This window comes from Rhodoferax sp. (assembly GCF_018063565.1).
Taxonomy (GTDB): Bacteria; Pseudomonadota; Gammaproteobacteria; order Burkholderiales; family Burkholderiaceae_C; genus Rhodoferax.
This window is the reverse complement of record NZ_JAGPBB010000013.1, coordinates 41,234-59,014: the sequence shown is the minus strand read 5'-3', so window position 1 is coordinate 59,014 and position 17,781 is coordinate 41,234. Positions and strand designations below refer to the sequence as shown.

The 17,781-nt window shown below is 59.0% G+C and carries 17 protein-coding genes; 4 read left to right on the top strand and 13 right to left on the bottom strand.

The window, feature by feature from the left end:
* The 4 genes from KBF66_RS05195 to KBF66_RS05180 form a co-directional block, all read right to left on the bottom strand.
* The coding region (locus KBF66_RS05195; RefSeq protein ID WP_296653372.1) for an FAD-dependent oxidoreductase at positions 1-1,426 on the bottom strand (1,426 nt) is incomplete at its 3' end.
* Positions 1,416-1,823 (bottom strand): hydrogenase iron-sulfur subunit, encoded by a 408-nt coding sequence (locus KBF66_RS05190; protein ID WP_296653368.1) that lies wholly within the window; start codon positions 1,821-1,823, stop codon positions 1,416-1,418. The genes KBF66_RS05190 and KBF66_RS05195, both read right to left, overlap by 11 nt.
* A gap of 2 nt (positions 1,824-1,825) precedes the next feature.
* Positions 1,826-2,080 carry a sulfurtransferase TusA family protein gene (locus KBF66_RS05185; protein WP_296653365.1) on the bottom strand — a complete coding sequence of 85 codons (255 nt, stop codon included), beginning with the start codon at positions 2,078-2,080 and terminating at the stop codon, positions 1,826-1,828.
* A 48-nt stretch (positions 2,081-2,128) separates the two neighbouring features.
* Positions 2,129-2,620 (bottom strand): DsrE/DsrF/DrsH-like family protein, encoded by a 492-nt coding sequence (locus KBF66_RS05180; protein ID WP_296653362.1) that lies wholly within the window; start codon positions 2,618-2,620, stop codon positions 2,129-2,131.
* A 779-nt stretch (positions 2,621-3,399) separates the two neighbouring features.
* Between KBF66_RS05180 and KBF66_RS05175 the strand changes: the two genes are divergently transcribed.
* The gene (locus KBF66_RS05175) at positions 3,400-4,698 is read left to right on the top strand and encodes a sigma 54-interacting transcriptional regulator (protein WP_296653358.1); all 1,299 of its coding nucleotides are present in this window, start codon (positions 3,400-3,402) and stop codon (positions 4,696-4,698) included.
* Between the two features lie 195 nt (positions 4,699-4,893).
* Here KBF66_RS05175 and mutS read toward each other — a convergent pair whose 3' ends face one another.
* Positions 4,894-7,539, bottom strand: a complete 2,646-nt coding sequence (gene mutS / locus KBF66_RS05170; RefSeq protein WP_296653354.1) for a DNA mismatch repair protein MutS — start codon at positions 7,537-7,539, stop codon at positions 4,894-4,896.
* A gap of 68 nt (positions 7,540-7,607) precedes the next feature.
* Complete coding sequence (locus tag KBF66_RS05165) at positions 7,608-8,513, bottom strand: inositol monophosphatase family protein (RefSeq protein ID WP_296653349.1); 906 nt, start codon at positions 8,511-8,513, stop codon at positions 7,608-7,610.
* Between the two features lie 101 nt (positions 8,514-8,614).
* Between KBF66_RS05165 and KBF66_RS05160 the strand changes: the two genes are divergently transcribed.
* Complete coding sequence (locus KBF66_RS05160) at positions 8,615-9,412, top strand: RNA methyltransferase (protein ID WP_296653345.1); 798 nt, start codon at positions 8,615-8,617, stop codon at positions 9,410-9,412.
* A 9-nt stretch (positions 9,413-9,421) separates the two neighbouring features.
* Positions 9,422-10,195: a serine O-acetyltransferase gene (gene cysE / locus KBF66_RS05155; protein WP_296653340.1), complete on the top strand. Its 774-nt coding sequence runs from the start codon at positions 9,422-9,424 to the stop codon at positions 10,193-10,195.
* A 207-nt stretch (positions 10,196-10,402) separates the two neighbouring features.
* On the opposite strand, the gene mog is transcribed toward cysE, so the two are convergent.
* Positions 10,403-11,011 carry a molybdopterin adenylyltransferase gene (gene mog, locus KBF66_RS05150; RefSeq protein ID WP_296653337.1) on the bottom strand — a complete coding sequence of 203 codons (609 nt, stop codon included), beginning with the start codon at positions 11,009-11,011 and terminating at the stop codon, positions 10,403-10,405.
* The gene (gene yjgA / locus KBF66_RS05145; protein ID WP_296653334.1) at positions 11,008-11,661 is read right to left on the bottom strand and encodes a ribosome biogenesis factor YjgA; all 654 of its coding nucleotides are present in this window, start codon (positions 11,659-11,661) and stop codon (positions 11,008-11,010) included. The genes mog and yjgA overlap by 4 nt, the downstream gene beginning before the upstream one ends.
* A 23-nt stretch (positions 11,662-11,684) precedes the next feature.
* Here yjgA and pmbA point away from each other — a divergent pair, with 23 nt between their 5' ends.
* Complete coding sequence (pmbA, locus tag KBF66_RS05140) at positions 11,685-13,103, top strand: metalloprotease PmbA (RefSeq protein WP_296653330.1); 1,419 nt, start codon at positions 11,685-11,687, stop codon at positions 13,101-13,103.
* A 24-nt stretch (positions 13,104-13,127) separates the two neighbouring features.
* Here pmbA and KBF66_RS05135 read toward each other — a convergent pair whose 3' ends face one another.
* The 5 genes from KBF66_RS05135 to KBF66_RS05115 all read right to left on the bottom strand — a co-directional run bounded on the left by KBF66_RS05135 (position 13,128) and on the right by KBF66_RS05115 (position 17,770).
* Positions 13,128-13,271 carry a hypothetical protein gene (locus KBF66_RS05135; protein ID WP_296653326.1) on the bottom strand — a complete coding sequence of 48 codons (144 nt, stop codon included), beginning with the start codon at positions 13,269-13,271 and terminating at the stop codon, positions 13,128-13,130.
* 9 nt (positions 13,272-13,280) lie between these two features.
* Complete coding sequence (locus KBF66_RS05130) at positions 13,281-14,150, bottom strand: HD-GYP domain-containing protein (RefSeq protein ID WP_296653324.1); 870 nt, start codon at positions 14,148-14,150, stop codon at positions 13,281-13,283.
* A gap of 78 nt (positions 14,151-14,228) precedes the next feature.
* Positions 14,229-15,632: a multicopper oxidase family protein gene (locus KBF66_RS05125; protein ID WP_296653321.1), complete on the bottom strand. Its 1,404-nt coding sequence runs from the start codon at positions 15,630-15,632 to the stop codon at positions 14,229-14,231.
* A gap of 202 nt (positions 15,633-15,834) precedes the next feature.
* Positions 15,835-16,593, bottom strand: coding sequence for an amino acid ABC transporter ATP-binding protein (locus tag KBF66_RS05120; RefSeq protein ID WP_296653318.1), 759 nt, complete (start codon positions 16,591-16,593; stop codon positions 15,835-15,837).
* A 73-nt stretch (positions 16,594-16,666) separates the two neighbouring features.
* Entirely contained in the window at positions 16,667-17,770 is a 1,104-nt protein-coding gene (locus tag KBF66_RS05115; RefSeq protein WP_296653314.1) for an amino acid ABC transporter permease, read from the bottom strand.
* Positions 17,771-17,781 lie beyond the last annotated feature (11 nt).

Genomic DNA, 17,781 nt, shown 5'->3' with positions numbered 1-17,781 from the left:
GACGACGGCGACCGCTCTCGTCGGGCTCGCCGAGTTCCATGGTGATGCATTCGACACCCACCAGTTTGCCGTCCTTGCCAATGAACTTGGTCGGCGCGCTCATCAGCATGAGCTCAACGCCTTCCTCAATGGCACCGTCAATTTCCCATTCATGCGCAGGCATTTCCTTGCGCCCGCGACGGTAGTTGATGATGACCCGCTTGGCACCCATGCGGATAGCCGCCCGCGCCGGGTCCATTGCCGAGTTGCCGCCACCAATGACCATGACGGTTTTGCCTTTGACATCGGGCTTGGTACCGATATTGATCTCATGCAGGAAATGCATGCAACCCATGACGCCGTCCAGATCGTGGCCATCAATATCCAGGCCGTTTTCATCCGATGCACCCGTGGTGATCAGAATGGCATTGAAGCCCTGCTGCTTGAGCTCAGTCAAATCGGTGACCCGATGGCCGGTCTTGATTTTGACACCCAGCGCCGTGACGTTCTTGATATCACGGTCCACCACATCGTTGGGGCAACGATACGGGGGGATAGCCGTACGCAGCATGCCACCGGGCTTGCTCTCGGCCTCAAATATTGTGACTTGGTGACCTTCGCGCGCCAGATAGAACGCAGCACTCAAGCCCGCCGGGCCAGAGCCGACCACGGCAACCCGTGTTGCCAGCTGGTGCTCAACCGGACCGTATTCGGGTTCAGGATGCTCAGCGTAGTAGTGGTCAGCCATAAAGCGCTTGATGCCACGGATTTGAACCGTTCCTTCTTTGTCGCCCCGCGTGCAGTCGGATTCGCAAGGCGCATAACACGCCCGCGCCAGGCTGCCGACCAGTGGTGCGTTTTCCAGATGCAGGTCAAACGCCTCTTTGTAGCGCCCCGCCCTGACCAGCGAGATATAACCGCTGGCCTTGACGTTGCCCGGACAAGTGAAGGTGCAGGGTGCTTCGCCACGCCGGTCAATCACCGCCTTTTTGGGGATGGCCTGCGGAAAAGGAATATGCGCCACCCGGCGTGTGACCAGACCGTAGTTGTACTGATCGGGTACCGTGACCGTGCAAATCTCTTCACACTTGCCGCATCCCGTGCAAGCATCAAAATCAACGTAAGACGCCTTCTTATGCAGATCGACAGCGAACGAGCCGTCGGCGTTGCGCACAACGCTATCGACCTCGCTGTAGGTCATGATTTGCACATTGGGGTGGTGCGAGACAGACGCCATTTTTGGCGTCACGATGCAGCTCGCGCAATCGAGCGTCGGGAATACCTTGCTCAGCAAGATGGCCCTGCCGCCAATGCTGGCGTCTTTGTCCACCAGCAACACGCGGTATCCCATATCGCCCATCGAGGCAGCGGTTTCCATGCCGGCAACGCCAGCACCCACCACCATCACATCGTAGTCCAGCGGACGTGTTTCAGTATTAGGCTTCAAGAGACTTTAACTCCTGTTGGTATTTGTTCATGTGAACAACGAAGTTGTCCGCGCAGACGGAACAGAGCCCGGCCATCTTCAGTCGCTTGGGACTGATGCCGTGCTCTTTCATCATCGTTTGCGCGCGCGTAACCAGTGTGCTGGTGCGCGATGTGCAATCGGTCAGATAGGCACAGTCACCCCCGCAGGCGGCAATAAATACACCGTCGAAGCCACGTTCGAGGGCGTGAACGATCCAAGATGGCTTGACACCGCTGGAACAGGGCAAGGGAATGACCTGAACGGCTGTCGAATAGTGCAAATGTGCACTGCCAGCTTGGTCAATTCCCGGATCCGAGATCGCGTTCGTTGAGAACACGAGGATCTTCGGTGCATCTTTGCTGTCGGGGGTGCTCACTTTTAGACCTTCCGACGCAGGTAAACGCTCCAGAACCCATCATTCTCGACATCGCCGAGATACTCGTGGCCCATCTTCTTGCACCAACGCTGAATGTCAATGATGGTGCCGCTGTCAGAAGATTGCACTTCCATGGCCCCACCCACAGCAACTTCGCCAATGGCGCGCTTTGCTTCGAGCATGGGCCCAGGGCAAGCAGTGCCACGGGCATCAATGACTTTGCCGATCGTCAGTGCTTTTAATTCGCTAGCATTCATGGTATTTCGCCTTTTCTGATGGTTTAAAAAATGGGTTTAAAAAATCTTTTACATGAACCAGCATTGCTTCGAGTGGCTACACATGTCGATTAAGGTGGCAACACCGGCAAATTTCAGGTTCGGGTAGTCGATCAGGTCTTCACGCTTGATGCCCATGAGATCCAGAGACAGGTTGCAGACAGTGATCCGCACCCCGAGTTCACCGGCGTTGCGGATGAGCTCTTCAAGTGGCATGGCGTTGTGTTTCTTCAAATCAAACTTGATCTCCGATGGCTGCAATGCGCGCGCCGCGTCAGGCATGTCCTGTTTGGCCTTGCTCGGATCAACCAGTGCTGCGGTAGCCCGGAGCATGAAGAACATGTCGACTTCTGTGTCGAAAGTTGTTGCCCCGAGTGCGATCATGAACGCACCCATCGTGTGCTCAAGATCGCCGCTCATGACACCCAGGGTAAGCTGGTCTTTGGGAGCCGCGTTCTCAAGCGCTTCCACCCGTTTGAGCAGGTCTTTCACTAGCTGATCGTTGTTTTGGTTGTCACTCATGTTGACTTTCCTCAATTAGTTGCACAAAGTTTTGCTTGCCAGTCTCCGTAGCACACCAGAGGTAAATTCCGATGCAGCCTTGGCAAATGGCTCCATATTTGTTCATTGCACTGCTGGACCACTCATTTGGTTTAGGTGCCTGCGTAACATGGTTTATGTCGAGTCTGTTCATTGTTGAAAAAGCCGCAACCGCTGTTATTTAAAGCGGTAATAGCTATCAAAAAAGCGCTAGCTGGCAACCGTGTCTGATGGAGGCTTTCTGTATCGGGGGCTTGTTCATGTGGTTGCAGCGCGAATGCGCTTGGGTCCCGTTTGGTCCGAATTTCCACTGTTCTGTCAATGCCCAGTTTTCAGCACGGCCCTGTACCGTCTCAACGATGACACTCATTGATTGACCTTTCGAGCCAAGGAGCAGGCTGAAAACCAGCTGGCGGGCATGCGCATCGAACGCAAGAGGATGTAAACCGACAACATTGAAATCATCAACTCCACTATTGGCATATAAATAAACAGTGTTGATGTGACTTCTGCAGTTGCGTCAATTGATGTTGCGGATCGGTCTGGCTCATGATGGTTCTCCCAATCAGGGAGTATGAAATCGATGAATCTGTGGCAACAGTGATTGCACAAACCGAGCCAATAAGACGATTCTGTAACTCGTTGATAATGTTGATTATTTTTCTGCTTCGTCGCCATTGAATCGGATCATTGGCAAAAAATGGCGGCAGTTAAACTACGAGACTGCCATAATTGGCACCCAAAAACCCTGGAAGATAGGCATGAACCTAAACAAGATCAGTTCGTTTCTGGATTCATTCGACGAACCCAGCATCGTGATGGATGCCAATTACCGAATACTCTCAGCCAATCAGGCCTATCTGCGCGACTTCAGCAACAACGGCCCGGTAGTTGGACGCCTTTGTTATGAAATTTCGCACCGATTCAGCGTGCCCTGTGATCAGGCGGGTGAATCTTGTCCCCTGCAGGCGAGCCGAAGCAGTAACCAGAAAGAGCGCGTACTCCATCTTCACTACACCGCGCATGGCGAAGAGCATGTCGATGTGGAAACGACGCCAATCCGCGATGACAACGGCGAGAGAACCCTTTACGTCGAGACGATGCGCGTGGTGCGCCAAGCCAGCAGTCGGCCAGCGTCGCAGGGTTTGGTTGGGCGCTCACCAGCCTTTACGCGGATGCTGGCACGGGTGATGCGCGTAGCACCGTCAATGGCGGCGGTGATGCTGCTGGGTGAAACCGGTACCGGCAAGGAACTTATGGCTCGGGCAATCCACGAGGGAAGTGCGCGCGCGGCCCGGCCGTTCGTGCCGGTTGACTGCTCAGGTTTGACGGAGTCCCTGTTCGAAAGCGAACTGTTTGGCTACGAGAAAGGTGCCTTCACCGGCGCGACGCACCGCAAACAAGGCCTCATCGAGTCGGCCAGCGGCGGCACCTTGTTTCTTGACGAGATTGGGGATCTGCCGCCGGCCCTGCAAGTCAAACTGTTGCGATTGCTCGAAACCGGCACCTATCGACGCGTCGGCGGTGTCGAGGTGTTGCCTGCGGATTTCCGCCTCATCTCGGCGACGCACCGCGATCTGGAAGCTTTGGTCAAGGCGGAAGCTTTTCGCCGCGATCTGTACTTCCGTATCAACACATTTCCGATCTATGCGCCGTCCTTGCGAGATCGTGCGCCCGACCTCTCGCTGCTCGTAGAGTCGCTGCTTTCGCGCGTTGCACCAGGACGCGAATTGCATTTAAGTGCCGAGGCGATGACGCTGCTGGCGGCCATGCCGTTCGAAGGCAACATTCGGGAATTGCGCAATCTTCTCGAACGTGCCAGTCTGCTGGCCGATGGTGATGAAATTGAGTCACGGCATATCCTCGACATGGAGAGCGAAGCGGAAGCCAGCACGGTGACGCGCCCCAAAGAGATCGACGGCACCTGGTTGACACTCAAAGAAAACGAGCACCGTTACCTGGCCTGGGCGGTGGCGGCACACCAAGGTGATCGCCCCGCGCTGGCGCGACAACTTGGCATCAGCGAACGCACCCTGTTCCGAAAACTCGGTAACCTGTAAATAGCCTACAGGGGTTCAGATTGCCGCATTGCCTGCGTAGGCCGCAGCGATGGACACCGCATGGGCGTTCGCGTTAGCTGGGTACGCATCGCAAACAAGCCAATGCGCATCCTTGGCTAAACCTCAATTGTTTTCGCAAGCGCCTAGGACTCGTCCCAAGGGACCACTATCGCGGGCGCCAAAATAGTAAATCGATTAGCGCGTCGACGAGTGCGCCTCGCTGAGCGTCTTGAGCTGGTACAACGCTTCGAGCGCCTCGCGGGGGCTGAGTTCATCGGGTTTTAGTGCCCTAGCCCATGCCTCGACTGCGCTATCAGCTACGGTCTCTGTAGCAACCGGTGCGGCAAACAGGTCCACCTGTGCCTGGTGCTGACTGGCTTGCGCCTCCAGTGACTGCAGGGTGTGGCGCGCGTGGTTGAGCACAGCAGCGGGCATGCCGGCCAGTCGGGCCACCTGAATGCCGTAGCTTTTGCTGGCCGGGCCGCTCTGGATTTCGTGCAGAAACACGATGTCACGGCCCGACTCGGTGGCGCTCACATGCACGTTGATGGCCCCGTGGTGAGTGGCGGGAAACTCGGTCAACTCAAAGTAATGCGTGGCAAACAGCGTCAGCGCCTGGGTCTTGTCGTGCAGCTGCGTGGCAATGGCGCTGGCGAGTGCCAAACCGTCAAAGGTGCTGGTGCCGCGGCCGATCTCGTCCATCAGCACCAGCGAATGGGGCGTGGCGGTGTTGAGGATTTGTGCGGCTTCGACCATCTCCAGCATGAAGGTGGACTGCGCGTTGGCCAGGTCATCGGCGGCGCCAATTCGGGTGTGAATGGCGTCGATGGGGCCAAGCCGGCAGCTTTTGGCCGGTACATAACTGCCCATGCTGGCCAGCAGCGTGATCACCGCAATCTGGCGCATGTAGGTTGACTTGCCACCCATGTTGGGTCCGGTGATGATCTGCATGCGTTGGCGCACATTCAGATGCGTGTCGTTGGCGATGAAGGCGCCGGCACTGGTCTCGTTCAGGCGCGCCTGCACCACCGGGTGGCGACCGGCCTCGATGTCGATGCACGGCTCGCGGGTGAATTGCGGCGCGCACCAGTCCAGCGTCAGGCTGCGCTCGGCCAGTGCGCACAGCGCATCCAGCGTGGCCAGCGCCTGTGCCAGCTGGGTGAGTGCAGGCACCATGGGCTGCAAGGTGTCGAGCACCTGTTCGTACAGCCACTTCTCTCGTGCCAGCGCACGCTCCTGGGCACTCAGCGCCTTGTCTTCAAACGCCTTGAGTTCGGGGGTAATGAAGCGTTCGGCATTCTTCAGGGTCTGGCGGCGGCGGTAGTCTTCGGGCACCCGGTCGAGCTGGCCTTGTGTCACCTCGATAAAAAAGCCGTGTACCTTGTTGTATTGCACACGCAGGTTGGCAATGCCGCTGCGCGCGCGCTCGCGCGTTTCCAGGTCCAACAGAAAGCCGTCGCAGTTGCTCTGGATGGCGCGCAGCTCGTCGAGCTCTGCATCAAATCCGCTGGCGATCACACCGCCGTCGCGCACCAGCGCGGCAGGCTCAGCGGCAATGGCACGCGTGAGCAACGCAGTGCAGCCAGTCGGTGCTCGCAACGCCTCTGAAGTGTGGGTTAAATAGGCTTCCAGCCCAATTAGGAAGGGTGTTAACAGCTCTGTTTTTTGAAGTGTTGTCTGCAAGCCGATCAGCTCGCGCGGGCGCACCTGCCGCAGCGCAATGCGTGCGGTGATGCGCTCGACATCGTTGCTGCCCTTGATCAAGCGGCGCAGGTCTTGCCAGGGGCCAGCCCCTTCGGCCCCAAGGGTGCCACGGCGCAAGGCGGTGATGGCGCGCAGGCGTTGCTGTGCCTCGGAGCGCTCACGCCTGGGTGACAACAGCCACGACTTGAGCAAGCGGCTGCCCATGCCGGTCATGCAGGTGTCAAGCAGCGAGAACAGGGTGGGGGCTTCTTCGCCACGCAGGGTTTGCGTCAGCTCCAGGTTGCGCCGGGTGGTGTGCGGCAGCTCGACCAAGTCGTCGGCGCGCTGCACCCGCAGCGAATGGATGTGGGTCAGTGCGCGGCCCTGGGTGTGTTCGGCATAGGCCAGCAGCGCTGCTACAGCGGCCTGCGCCAGACTCAGGTCTTGCGCTTGCCAGGCTGCCAGACTGGCGGCCTGCAGCTGGGCCAGCAAGGTGCGCTGACCCAGTGCGGTGTCAAACTGCCACTCGGGTCGCGTCACCAGCGAGCAGGGCACGCTGGTTTGCAGCGCGCGCAGACGCGCCTCAAACGCCGGCGTGGCGCCGGCGCTGAAAATCAGCTCACCCGCGCCAATGCGCTGCACCCAGCCCGCCAGATCATCGAGCGTGCATTCGGCCAGTTGCACGACGCCCTGTGTCAGACTCAGCCAGGCCAGCCCGCACTGGTTGCGTGGGCCTTGGTGCAGGCTGAGCAGGAGGGCCTCGGTCTTGTCGCTGAGCAGTTCCAGGTCAGTCAGCGTGCCGGGTGTGACCACCCGCACCACTTTGCGTTCCACCGGCCCCTTGGCTGTGGCCACATCTCCCACCTGCTCGCAAATAGCTACCGATTCACCGAGTTTGATCAGCCGTGCCAGATAGGTCTCAACCGAATGAAACGGCACGCCCGCCATCACCACTGGCTGGCCGGCGCTTTGGCCGCGCTGCGTCAGCGTGATGCCCAGCAGCCGCGCGGCTTTTTCGGCATCGGCATAAAACAGCTCGTAAAAATCCCCCATCCGGTAAAACAGCAAGGTATGCGGATGCTCGGCTTTGAGGCCGAGGTACTGCGCCATCATCGGCGTGTGCTTTTCCAGCCCCGGCGGATGGTCGATGGCTTGCATGGCAGTGGGTGAGTGGCGAAGGGGTGACGCCTGAGCTTAAGGAAAAACCAGGGTGCAAAGGGTCAGGTTCATGGGGCGTCGGTACTGGCCTGGTCGTCGCTGGGCTGTTCCTGCTGCGACAGCTCCGCCACTGCGGCGCGCACTGTGGCTTTTTCACCAGCACTGGCAAACTTGCTGTATTTGCCCAGCACGCTGACCAGTTGGCCATAGATGCGCGGGTTGGCGGCCAGGCACTCGCGTTGCTCCAGGAAATCGGAGTCACCCGACAGATTGCCCACCAGGCCACCGGCCTCGGTGATCAGCAGCGACCCTGCCGCCACGTCCCAGGGCTGCAAGCCGAGTTCAAAAAAACCGTCAGTAAAGCCGGCGGCCACATAGGCCAGGTCCAGCGCTGCGGCCCCGGGGCGGCGCAGACCGGCAGTGCGCTGCATGATCTCGCCCATCATGCGCAGGTAGCGGTTGATGTCGTCGTCAATGCGGTAGGGAAAGCCGGTGGAAATCAGGCACTCTTTGAGCCGGGTGCGTTTGGCCACCCGGATGCGCCGGTTGTTCATGTAGGCACCGCGCCCTTTGGTGGCGGTGAACAGGTCGTTGCGGCTGGGGTCGTAAATGACAGCCTGCTCCACTTTGCCACGCACTGCCAGCGCAATGCTGACACAGTAGATGGGCAACCCGTGGATGAAGTTGGTGGTGCCATCCAGCGGGTCGATGATCCAGACGAATTCGGAATGTTGGGCACCATGCTCACGACCTGACTCCTCCGCCCAGATGGCGTGCCCCGGGTAAGCCCCAAGCAGGGTTTCGATGATGATCTGCTCGGAGGCCTGGTCCACTTCGGTGACAAAGTCGTTGACCTGCTTCTCCGACACCCGAACCGACTCCACATCCAGCGCGGCCCGGTTGATGATGGCCCCGGCGGCGCGAGCGGCTTTGATGGCCACATTGATCATGGGGTGCAAATTGGTAGTGGTCATGGTTATTTTTCAGGTAGGGGCGTCGGTGCACTCAGGCGATGGCCGCACGCAACAGGCACCGGCCTCGGGCGGCGACAATCGGCGGATTTTAACGGCCCACCATGAAGACCCGATTCGTCCTGATCAACACCAGCCACGCCGGCAACGTGGGAGCCACCGCGCGGGCCATGAAAACCATGGGTTTTGATGATTTGGTGCTGGTAGCGCCACGCTGGCCCAATGTGCTGCGGCGTGAAGAGACCATTCAACGTGCCAGTGGGGCACTGGATGTGCTGAGCCAGGCTCGCATTGTGGCGACACTGAACGAGGCGCTGGACGGCATGACCCACCTGTGTGCCACCGCCATGACCCCGCGCGACTTCGGGCCACCCACGGCGACGCCCCGTGCGTACTTTGAATCTGTCCTGAAAAAAGAGCGAAAAAGTGAATCTGCTATTGGGCTAGAGGTCGATAGATTCTCAAACTCCGGCATGGCCTTCCTGTTTGGCTCCGAGCGCTTCGGGATGCGCAACGAAGACGTTTACCGCTGCCATGTGGCCCTGAGCATTCCCACCAATCCAAAGTTCGGCTCGCTCAATCTGGCATCGGCCGTGCAGGTCATTGCCTATGACTGGCGTGAGGCGCTGGCAGCGTATCCGCTCACGCAGCTCAACGCCGCGGCGCCACTGGCCGACGCGGCGCAGGTGGCAGGAATGCTGGCGCATCTGGAAGAAGCACTGGTGGCGATTGATTTTCTCGACCCGCAAGCCCCCAAAAAACTCATGCCTCGGCTCAACCAGTTGTTCAACCGCAGCGGGCTCACCCAGGAAGAAATTCACATCCTGCGTGGCATGGCCAAGTCCATGCTCCGGCTGGCTAACAAACCCGTGTCGGTGTTGCGGCTGCCCGAAGCCCATTAGACTCAAGCCATGTTTTCCAGAATCCGCTCTGACGTTCAATGCATCCTCGACCGTGACCCGGCCGCGCGCAGCACCTGGGAGGTCTTGACCTGTTACCCCGGTCTGCACGCGGTGCTGCTGCACCGTCTGGCGCACGCCTGCTGGGTGCATGGCTTCAAATGGCTGGGGCGCTACATCTCGCACACCACCCGGTTTTTGACGGGTATCGAGATTCACCCGGGCGCCAAAATTGGCAACCGGGTGTTTTTCGACCATGCCATGGGCGTGGTGGTGGGCGAGACCGCCGAAATTGGTGACGACTGCACCATTTACCAGGGTGTCACCCTGGGCGGCACTTCGCTCTACAAAGGCACCAAGCGGCACCCCACCCTGGGGCGTGGCGTGGTGGTGGGCGCAGGCGCTCAGGTCTTGGGCGGTTTTACCGTGGGAGATGGTGCCAAGGTCGGCTCCAATGCGGTGGTGACAAAGCCGGTACCTGCGGGTGCGACGGCGGTGGGCAACCCGGCACGCATCATCCAGGCCGAGCTCGACGCCAGGCGCGAAGAAGCGGCGTCCAAGATGGGATTTTCAGCCTACGGCGTGACCCAAAGTGACGATCCCTTGAGCATGGCGATGCGAGGCCTGATTGACAATGCCTCCGGCCATGAACATCAGATTGCCATGTTGTGGCAGGCGGTGTCCAGTCTGCAAGCCAGTCGGTCCGATGCCAGTTGTGTGCCGGGCGACGCCACTTTGAGTGAGCATTTTGAGGCGGCACGGCTCAACGATCTGGTCGGCAAGTAGCGGTTATCCCGCAGCTTGAACATCCGATCGCCGGAGCGCCGATTGCGGCGTTTTTGAAGCTTTCCTTGACAGTGCTTCTGGCGGGTGCGGTGCAGGTGCGCAAAATAACCCACCGTCACCATCACGATCACGGTCACGACAACCAGCACAAGGCCGAGACGGTCTCGGGTCGCCGGGTTTGCGCGGGTATTCATGACGCACTGTGACTCATGGCCGTTCATTGTTCAAGAAACTTCTCACCGCCGATTTTGGCCGGAATACCTGGCAGACCGCTGCATCGACCTCCAGGTAAGGTCCGCCAATCAGGTCGATGCAGTAGGGCACGGCGGCAAAGATGCCGTCAACCAACGGTTGCCCTGCGGCGTCTTTCAGCCCTTCAAGAGTCTCGGCGATCGCTTTGGGCTGGCCCGGAAGATTGATGATGAGTGTCTGGTCACGAATGACGGCAACCTGGCGGGACAGAATTGCTGTCGGGACAAATTTCAGGCTGACCTGGCGCATTTGCTCGCCGAAACCGGGCATGGTTTTGTGCGCGATCGCCAACGTGGCTTCAGGGGTCACGTCGCGCGGCGCTGGGCCGGTCCCACCGGTGGTCAGCACCAGGGCACATCCCGCGTTCACCAACTCAATCAAGGTGTTGCTGATCTGCGTCTGCTCGTCCGGGATCAGCCGCGCCTCAAACTGAAGCGGATTTTTCAAAGCGCGGCCCAACCAGTCCTGCAACGCAGGCAGCCCCTTGTCCTGATAGACGCCTCTGGAGGCGCGGTCGCTGACCGAAACGATGCCGATCTTGACGTTTGGATAGAGGGTGCTCATGAGGCTTCTCGCGAAGGGCTGAAAACAATGGGCGCGAGATCAGGGTCCGGCCGCGCGGTGAGGGCCTCGCGTACCAATTGAAATAACTCACGGTAGGCACGGCCATGGCGCACGGCTGCACCGGGCTTTTCCGGCACGGCGTCCTTGTGAGCCTGACGAATCAGCGCGCGCAACTGTTGGGAATCGGTTTCCGGGTGTTGTGCAATCCATTCACCCGCGGCGCTTTCTTCTCTGATCATGCGATCGCGCCATTGTTCACTCTGATGCAGCACCAGGTTTTCTGCGGCTGAGCCATTGGTTTGCACTTCCAGTGCAGCGCGTACCGCATCCACCTCCGAGCTTTCGAGCTTGCGCATGAGTTTGCCAATGTATTGCATCTGGCGCCGCTTGCCCTCGAAATTGGTGATCCGCCTGGCGTCAGCGATGGCATCACGAAACTTGTCGGTCAGTGGCAATTGCTGGAGTAGTTCGGCGCGCAGGGTCAGCAGCGCTTCGCCGAGCTTTTGCAGCTCGGTGCTTTCACGTTTCAGATCCGTGCGGCTCTGGTCGTCGGTTCCTTTGAGTTCGGCCTTGAGCTCAAGATCGCGGTCGCTGCCCTCGGCGACGAACTCTCCGCGTACGAAGTAGCCTTTTTTCAGTTTTCTTGACATAGCCAAGTATCATAGCCGCCGCTATGAAAAAACCCAATACATCCACACCTCTCGCTGCGCGCGCCGATCAGATCTCCAACCAGCCCGATCAGGGGTTTGCGTACAACCGCAGTTTTTTTGAGGGCTTGGTGGATCAGGCGCTGCATCACGCGCGCAAACTTGGTGCCACCGATGCGGCCGCCCATGCTTCGGAGGGATGTGGTCTGAATGTGTCGGTCCGCAAGGGTGAACTCGAGAATGTCGAGCGCAACCGGGACAAATCGCTGGGTATTACCGTGCATGTCGGGCAGCGCCGGGGTAACGCCAGCACCTCGGATTTTTCACCCGCGGCGATCGAGCAGACCGTGCAGGCCGCTTTTGACATCGCACGTTTCACTGCGGAAGACCCATTTGCGGCGCTGCCGGATCCAGTCGACGTGGTACCCGAGGCAGAACAACGGGGCGATTTGGAGCTGTTCTTTCCCTGGAGCATCGACAGTGAAAAAGCAGCGCAACTGGCTCTGCAGGCAGAAGCGGCGGCACTGAAAGTGGACAAGCGCATCACCAACAGCGAAGGTGCCGGGGTTTCGGCACAGCAGTCTCATTTTTTCAGCGCCCATACCCATGGGTTTCGCGGTGGTTACGCCAGCTCACGGCATTCCATCTCTGTCTCGCCAATTGCCGGTCGTGGCCACGATATGCAGCGTGACGCCTGGTACAGCTCTCAGCGCAATGCGGGTGAGCTGGCTGCTCCTGAGGCCATTGGCCGTTATGCGGCGCAGCGGGCCCTGAGCCGCCTGCGTGCCAGGAAGATCGCCACGGTTGAGTGCCCGGTCTTGTTTGAGTCACCATTGGCTGCCGGTTTGCTGGGGAGTTTTGTGCAGGCCATCAGCGGTGGCGCGCTTTATCGCAAGAGTACCTTTCTGCCGGATTGTTTGGGAAAACTGGTTTTTCCCAAGCATATTGATATTTTGGAAGACCCCTTTGTGTTGCGTGGTAAGGGCAGTTCGCCTTTTGATGACGAAGGTGTGCGCGTCAGCGCGCGCAGTGTGGTGGACGCAGGCCGGGTTCAAGGCTATTTCTTGGGCAGTTACTCCGCCCGGAAACTGGGCATGAAGACCACCGGCAACGCCGGTGGCTCGCACAACCTGGTGCTGACTTCACGTCTGACCCGCGCTGGCGATGATCTGGACGCCATGCTGCAGCGACTCGGCACCGGACTGTTTGTCACCGAGCTGATGGGCAGCGGAGTGAATTACGTCACCGGAGACTACTCTCGCGGCGCGAGCGGATTTTGGGTCGAGCGTGGGCGTATTGTTGACCCGGTGCACGAAATCACCATCGCCGGCAACATGAAATCCATGCTCAAGGGCATACAGGCCGTCGGAGCCGATTCCTATAACTATGGCAGCAAGACCGTTGGCTCTGTACTGATCGACCGGATGAAGGTGGCTGGCAGCTAAACGGTGGGGCCGTTTGGCGACCCGTCACAAACCAAAACCAGCACCCGCACCCAGCAGTGTGGCGACACCCAATGCGGCAAAAATGGCTGCTGCGATGCCATGCACCAGTTTCAACGGGATCTTGTCGGCCAGCGTCACAACGCCGGTTGAAACAAACAAGGATTCCATTGTGGGTGTTTACACGGATTGGCTGGCGATGGTGGTGTCTGAGGCCAGACAAGTCCTGGCAAGACCCACCAGTTCGTCGAGTATTTCATGCTCGACTGCGGGCTGCAGCGCAGCAGCGTCGCCAAATGCACCGGTCGGCATCAGCTTGATCTGGCCATCGGACCGCAGCAATTTCAACTCACCACCACAATGGCGGCAATAAACCAGGGAACTGTCAACCTGATGCCGATGGATGACCACGATAGGCCCACACGCCGGGCAATCCTGCAGGGGAATACTCGGCTCGCTGTACCCCACGATATGGTCCAGGACGCCTTGTTGACCGAGCGTGATCAGGAGCTTGCCCCAGTGGCTGTCAAACTGGGACCCCAGGCACTCGGCAACAATACCCAGAGCCTGGTCAATCGACATTCCGCGCCGGTAAGGCCGGGTGGAGGTCATGGCATCAAAGGCATCGGCAACACCCACAATGCGCGCGTCAAGTGGAATGTCGGTACCCGATAACCGATGCGGGTAACCTGCACCGTCCGGGCGCTCATGGTGGGCAGTGACCGCGTGCAGCGCCAAGGCGGCCAGCGGGTGATCCGACAGCAGACGATGACCGACTGAAGGGTGGGTCTTGATGACGGCATATTCCTGCTCGGTCAGTCGATCGGGTTTGTTCAAAATGGCGTCAGGGACCGCAATCTTGCCCAGATCGTGCAGAAAACCGCCCACCATGACCCGGGCCACCTCTGCCGGAGCCAGGCCGCCGGCCTGTGCCATCAATCGTGACAATTGGGAGACGCGCCACAGATGCCCGCCGGTGTAGGGGTCGCGTGCCTCGACCATCGAAGCCAGTGAAAACAGGCTCTTTAACAACAGTTGTTCATTTCTCATCGGGAGTGGATCATATGCGCCCCTGGGCTGACTGGTGTTTGCCTGCCTTGTCGGGCCAAGGGCGGCTCTGCGTCCCGGTTACACCACCATCAGCTGGCCCATCAGGCCCGCGTTGGCCTGTTCCAGGATCTGGCAGTAAAACATGCGTACACCCGGCGAGGCATGCACCAGCCGGATGCGCACGGTCTCGCCAGGTTTCAGGTTCACAACATCGCGCCATGCCAGGTCGGGCTCTGGTGTGACCCGTCCACCGAGCTCGGACTCGATGACCTGGAACCGGGTGCCCTGGATGTGAAATGGGTGGTCCATATCCGACTCGTTGACGATCTCCCACTGCTCCACCTCGGCGACGCGGCTGCCCAGGTCCACACGCGCCTTGTCAAACTGGCGACCATTCAGCAGGAATACGATGTGTTCAACCCCTCCTACTGTCGAAGTCTCCTCCGAGATGACGACGCGTTTTTTCACCCGCGGTTCACCCAGTGACGTGATGCGACGCAACTGGGTTGGCAGTGCATCGTGGGCATGCGGCCTGCTGCCGCCAAAGTCCACCCGCAACAGGTTCAGGGCACGTTCGGGTGCGACGCCGCCGACCTTTCCGCGCTGATAGGGTGCCGCCCAAAGGCCCAGCACGCCACCCTGGCCCGGCACGTCGATCACAAGCTCGGTGCGCTGGCCGGGTGTCAACAGCAATTCTGGCAAACCCTGACGCGGTGTTTGAAGCAGGCCGCCATCGGTGCCGACCAGAGTCAGCAGGGTGGCGGGGAACTGAAGGCGCAGATAACGTGCACTGCTGGCGTTGACGATCCGCCAGCGTTCACGCCCGCCGGGGTTGAAGCGAATCAGCGGTTGCCTTTGCCCGTTGACCAGAGCGAACTGGCCTTCTCGGCCATTGACGGCGTCGTTGCCATCATTTTTGGCAATCTGGCCATCGGCATTGAGTTTGAGATCCGTGCAGACCAACAGGCGCTCCGGCAACTTTGCCAGCGTGTCAGTTCGGCTGCGCACCACCAAGGTGCCGTTTAGCCCACGGTAAACCTGCTCGGCCATATTCCCCTGCGAATGTGGGTAATACCAATAGGTGCCGGCGCAATCCGTGGGCAGCGTGAAACGGTAGACGCGCTGCGCACCGGGTGCAACCGCATCCAGAGTGTGACCACTTTGATCACTGGGCACCGGAAGCCCATGCCAATAGAGGCTGCTGGGCTGGGGCAACTGGTTGATGAACAGAATCTCGACCGTGTCGCCTTCCCAGACCTCGATCACCGGGCCAGGCACGCTGGCGTTGTATGCCCAGAACTCGCATGATTGACCTGACAGCAGAGCTTGCTGCAGGGGCGCGGCGGTCAGGGTCGCCCGGAAGGTACCGGCCTGTGTGCCGATGTTGGTGAGGCGACGCAATTCGGCCAGCGGCTGGTTGGCAGGCAAGCCCTCAACCGGTGCCAGAGCAAACAAGGGTGATCGGCTGGATTCTGTTGACAAGTTGGCAGCGCCAGGCGATGTGGCTTGAGCCAATGCAGTTGGCCTTGGCCAAAAGGGCAGACTGCCCAGGCCGCGTAAAAAATGGCGCCGTGATGACATGCAGGACGAACAGACCACAATTGATGATGAAAAAGGCCTCTAGCCCAATCATCGCAACGGTTCGTAGCTCCTGAATTGTTCTGGGTGTTGCACCTTGAACAGGTCAATGGCCAAGAATCTTCGACAAAAAGTCCTTGCTGCGGTCGCTTTGCGGGTTATTGAAGAAGTCGTGCGGGTTGTTCTGTTCGACGATCTGCCCATGGTCCATAAAAATCACCCGATCCGCCACGGCTTTGGCAAAACCCATCTCGTGGGTCACACACAGCATGGTGATGCCCTCATCGGCCATGGCAATCATCACGTCGAGCACTTCCTTGATCATTTCTGGGTCGAGCGCGCTGGTGGGCTCGTCAAACAGCATGATCTTGGGCTTGAGACACAGGGCGCGCGCGATGGCCACCCGTTGCTGCTGCCCCCCGGACAGCTGCAGCGGGTATTTGCCGGCCTGTTCAGCGATACGCACCCGCTTGAGCTGCACCATGGCCTTCTCCTCGGCCTCTTTTTTGGGCATCTTGCCAACCCACATGGGCGACAGCGTCAGGTTCTCCAGCACTGTCAAATGCGGAAACAGGTTGAATTGCTGAAACACCATCCCCACTTCTTTACGCACCTGGTCGATCGCCTTGACGTCGTCGGTCAGTTCGACCCCATCGACGATCAGGTGACCCTGCTGGTGCTCTTCAAGCCGGTTGATGCAACGGATCAGTGTTGACTTGCCCGAACCGGACGGGCCACAGATCACAATGCGTTCACCTTTGGCAACGCTCAGATCAATGTCGCGCAACACATGGAAGTTGTTGCCGTACCATTTGTTGACCTTGTCAAAGGTGATGATGGGGGAGGTTGTCTTGGTGTCTGCCATGGTGATGAATGGTTGTTTTGATCAGTGGATGACAGCGCCAATGGGCTTCGCCAACGATGGACTGTCCCGCAAGTTATCGCAATTTGCTCTTGTTGACCTGCTTTTCCACCCAATGGCTGTAACGCGACATGGAGAAGCAGAACACAAAGTAGATCAGGGCGATAAAAAAGTAGCCCTCCATGATGAACGGACGCCAGTTGGCGTCTGAGTTCAGTGCCAGCTTCATGGCACCGGTCAACTCGTAAAGGCTGACGATGGTGACCAGTGAGGTGTCCTTGAAGGTGGAGATAAAGTTATTCATGATGCCTGGCACCACCATGGCCAAAGCCTGTGGCAGGACAATCATGCGCTGGGTTTGCCAGTACGACAGCCCCAGCGTTGCCGCCGCTTCCACTTGCCCTTTGGGAATGGCCTGCAAGCCACCCCGTATGACCTCCGCCATATACGCCGCCGCAAACAAGGTGATACCCACCAGCACGCGCAGCAAAACGTCGATCTGCGTGCCCTGCGGCATAAACAACGGGAACATGAACGAGGCCATGAACAGCACTGAGATCAACGGCACGCCGCGTATCAGTTCGACGTAAATGGTACAAAAACTGCGAATCGCTGGCAACTTGGAGCGCCGACCCAAAGCCACCAGCAGCGCTATCGGAAAACACAGCACCAGCGACAGAGACGCCAGCAGAATGGTGAGCGGCAGGCCACCCCATCGGTCAGTGTCAACTTGGGTCAAGCCCAAAATCTTGCCATACATCAGTACAAAGAATATGGCCAGGACACCCAGCCACAACAGAGGCAACCAGGGTTTCCAAAACATGCGGACACAACTCGCCACCAGCAAACTGGTCAGCAGCAGGGTTGCCACCAGCGGACGCCACTGCTCTTCAAACGGATAGCGACCAAAAATGATCAACCGGTACTTCTCGGCCACCACACCCCAGCAGGCACCGACGCCGTCGACACGACATGCGTCATAGTTGGGACGCCAACTGGCGGAAAAGAGTGCCCAATTCAGGATCTGGGGCACATACCACAGCAGGATGGCGCCGATCAACAGGGTGGACAGCGTGGTCTTCCAGTCGCCCAACAAATTGGCTTTGACCCACGCCACCGGACCCTCGGTGTTCACCGGGGCCGGGCGCGCAGGAATCGGTTGAAAAATCGTTGCGTTCATGTGCAGGGTGT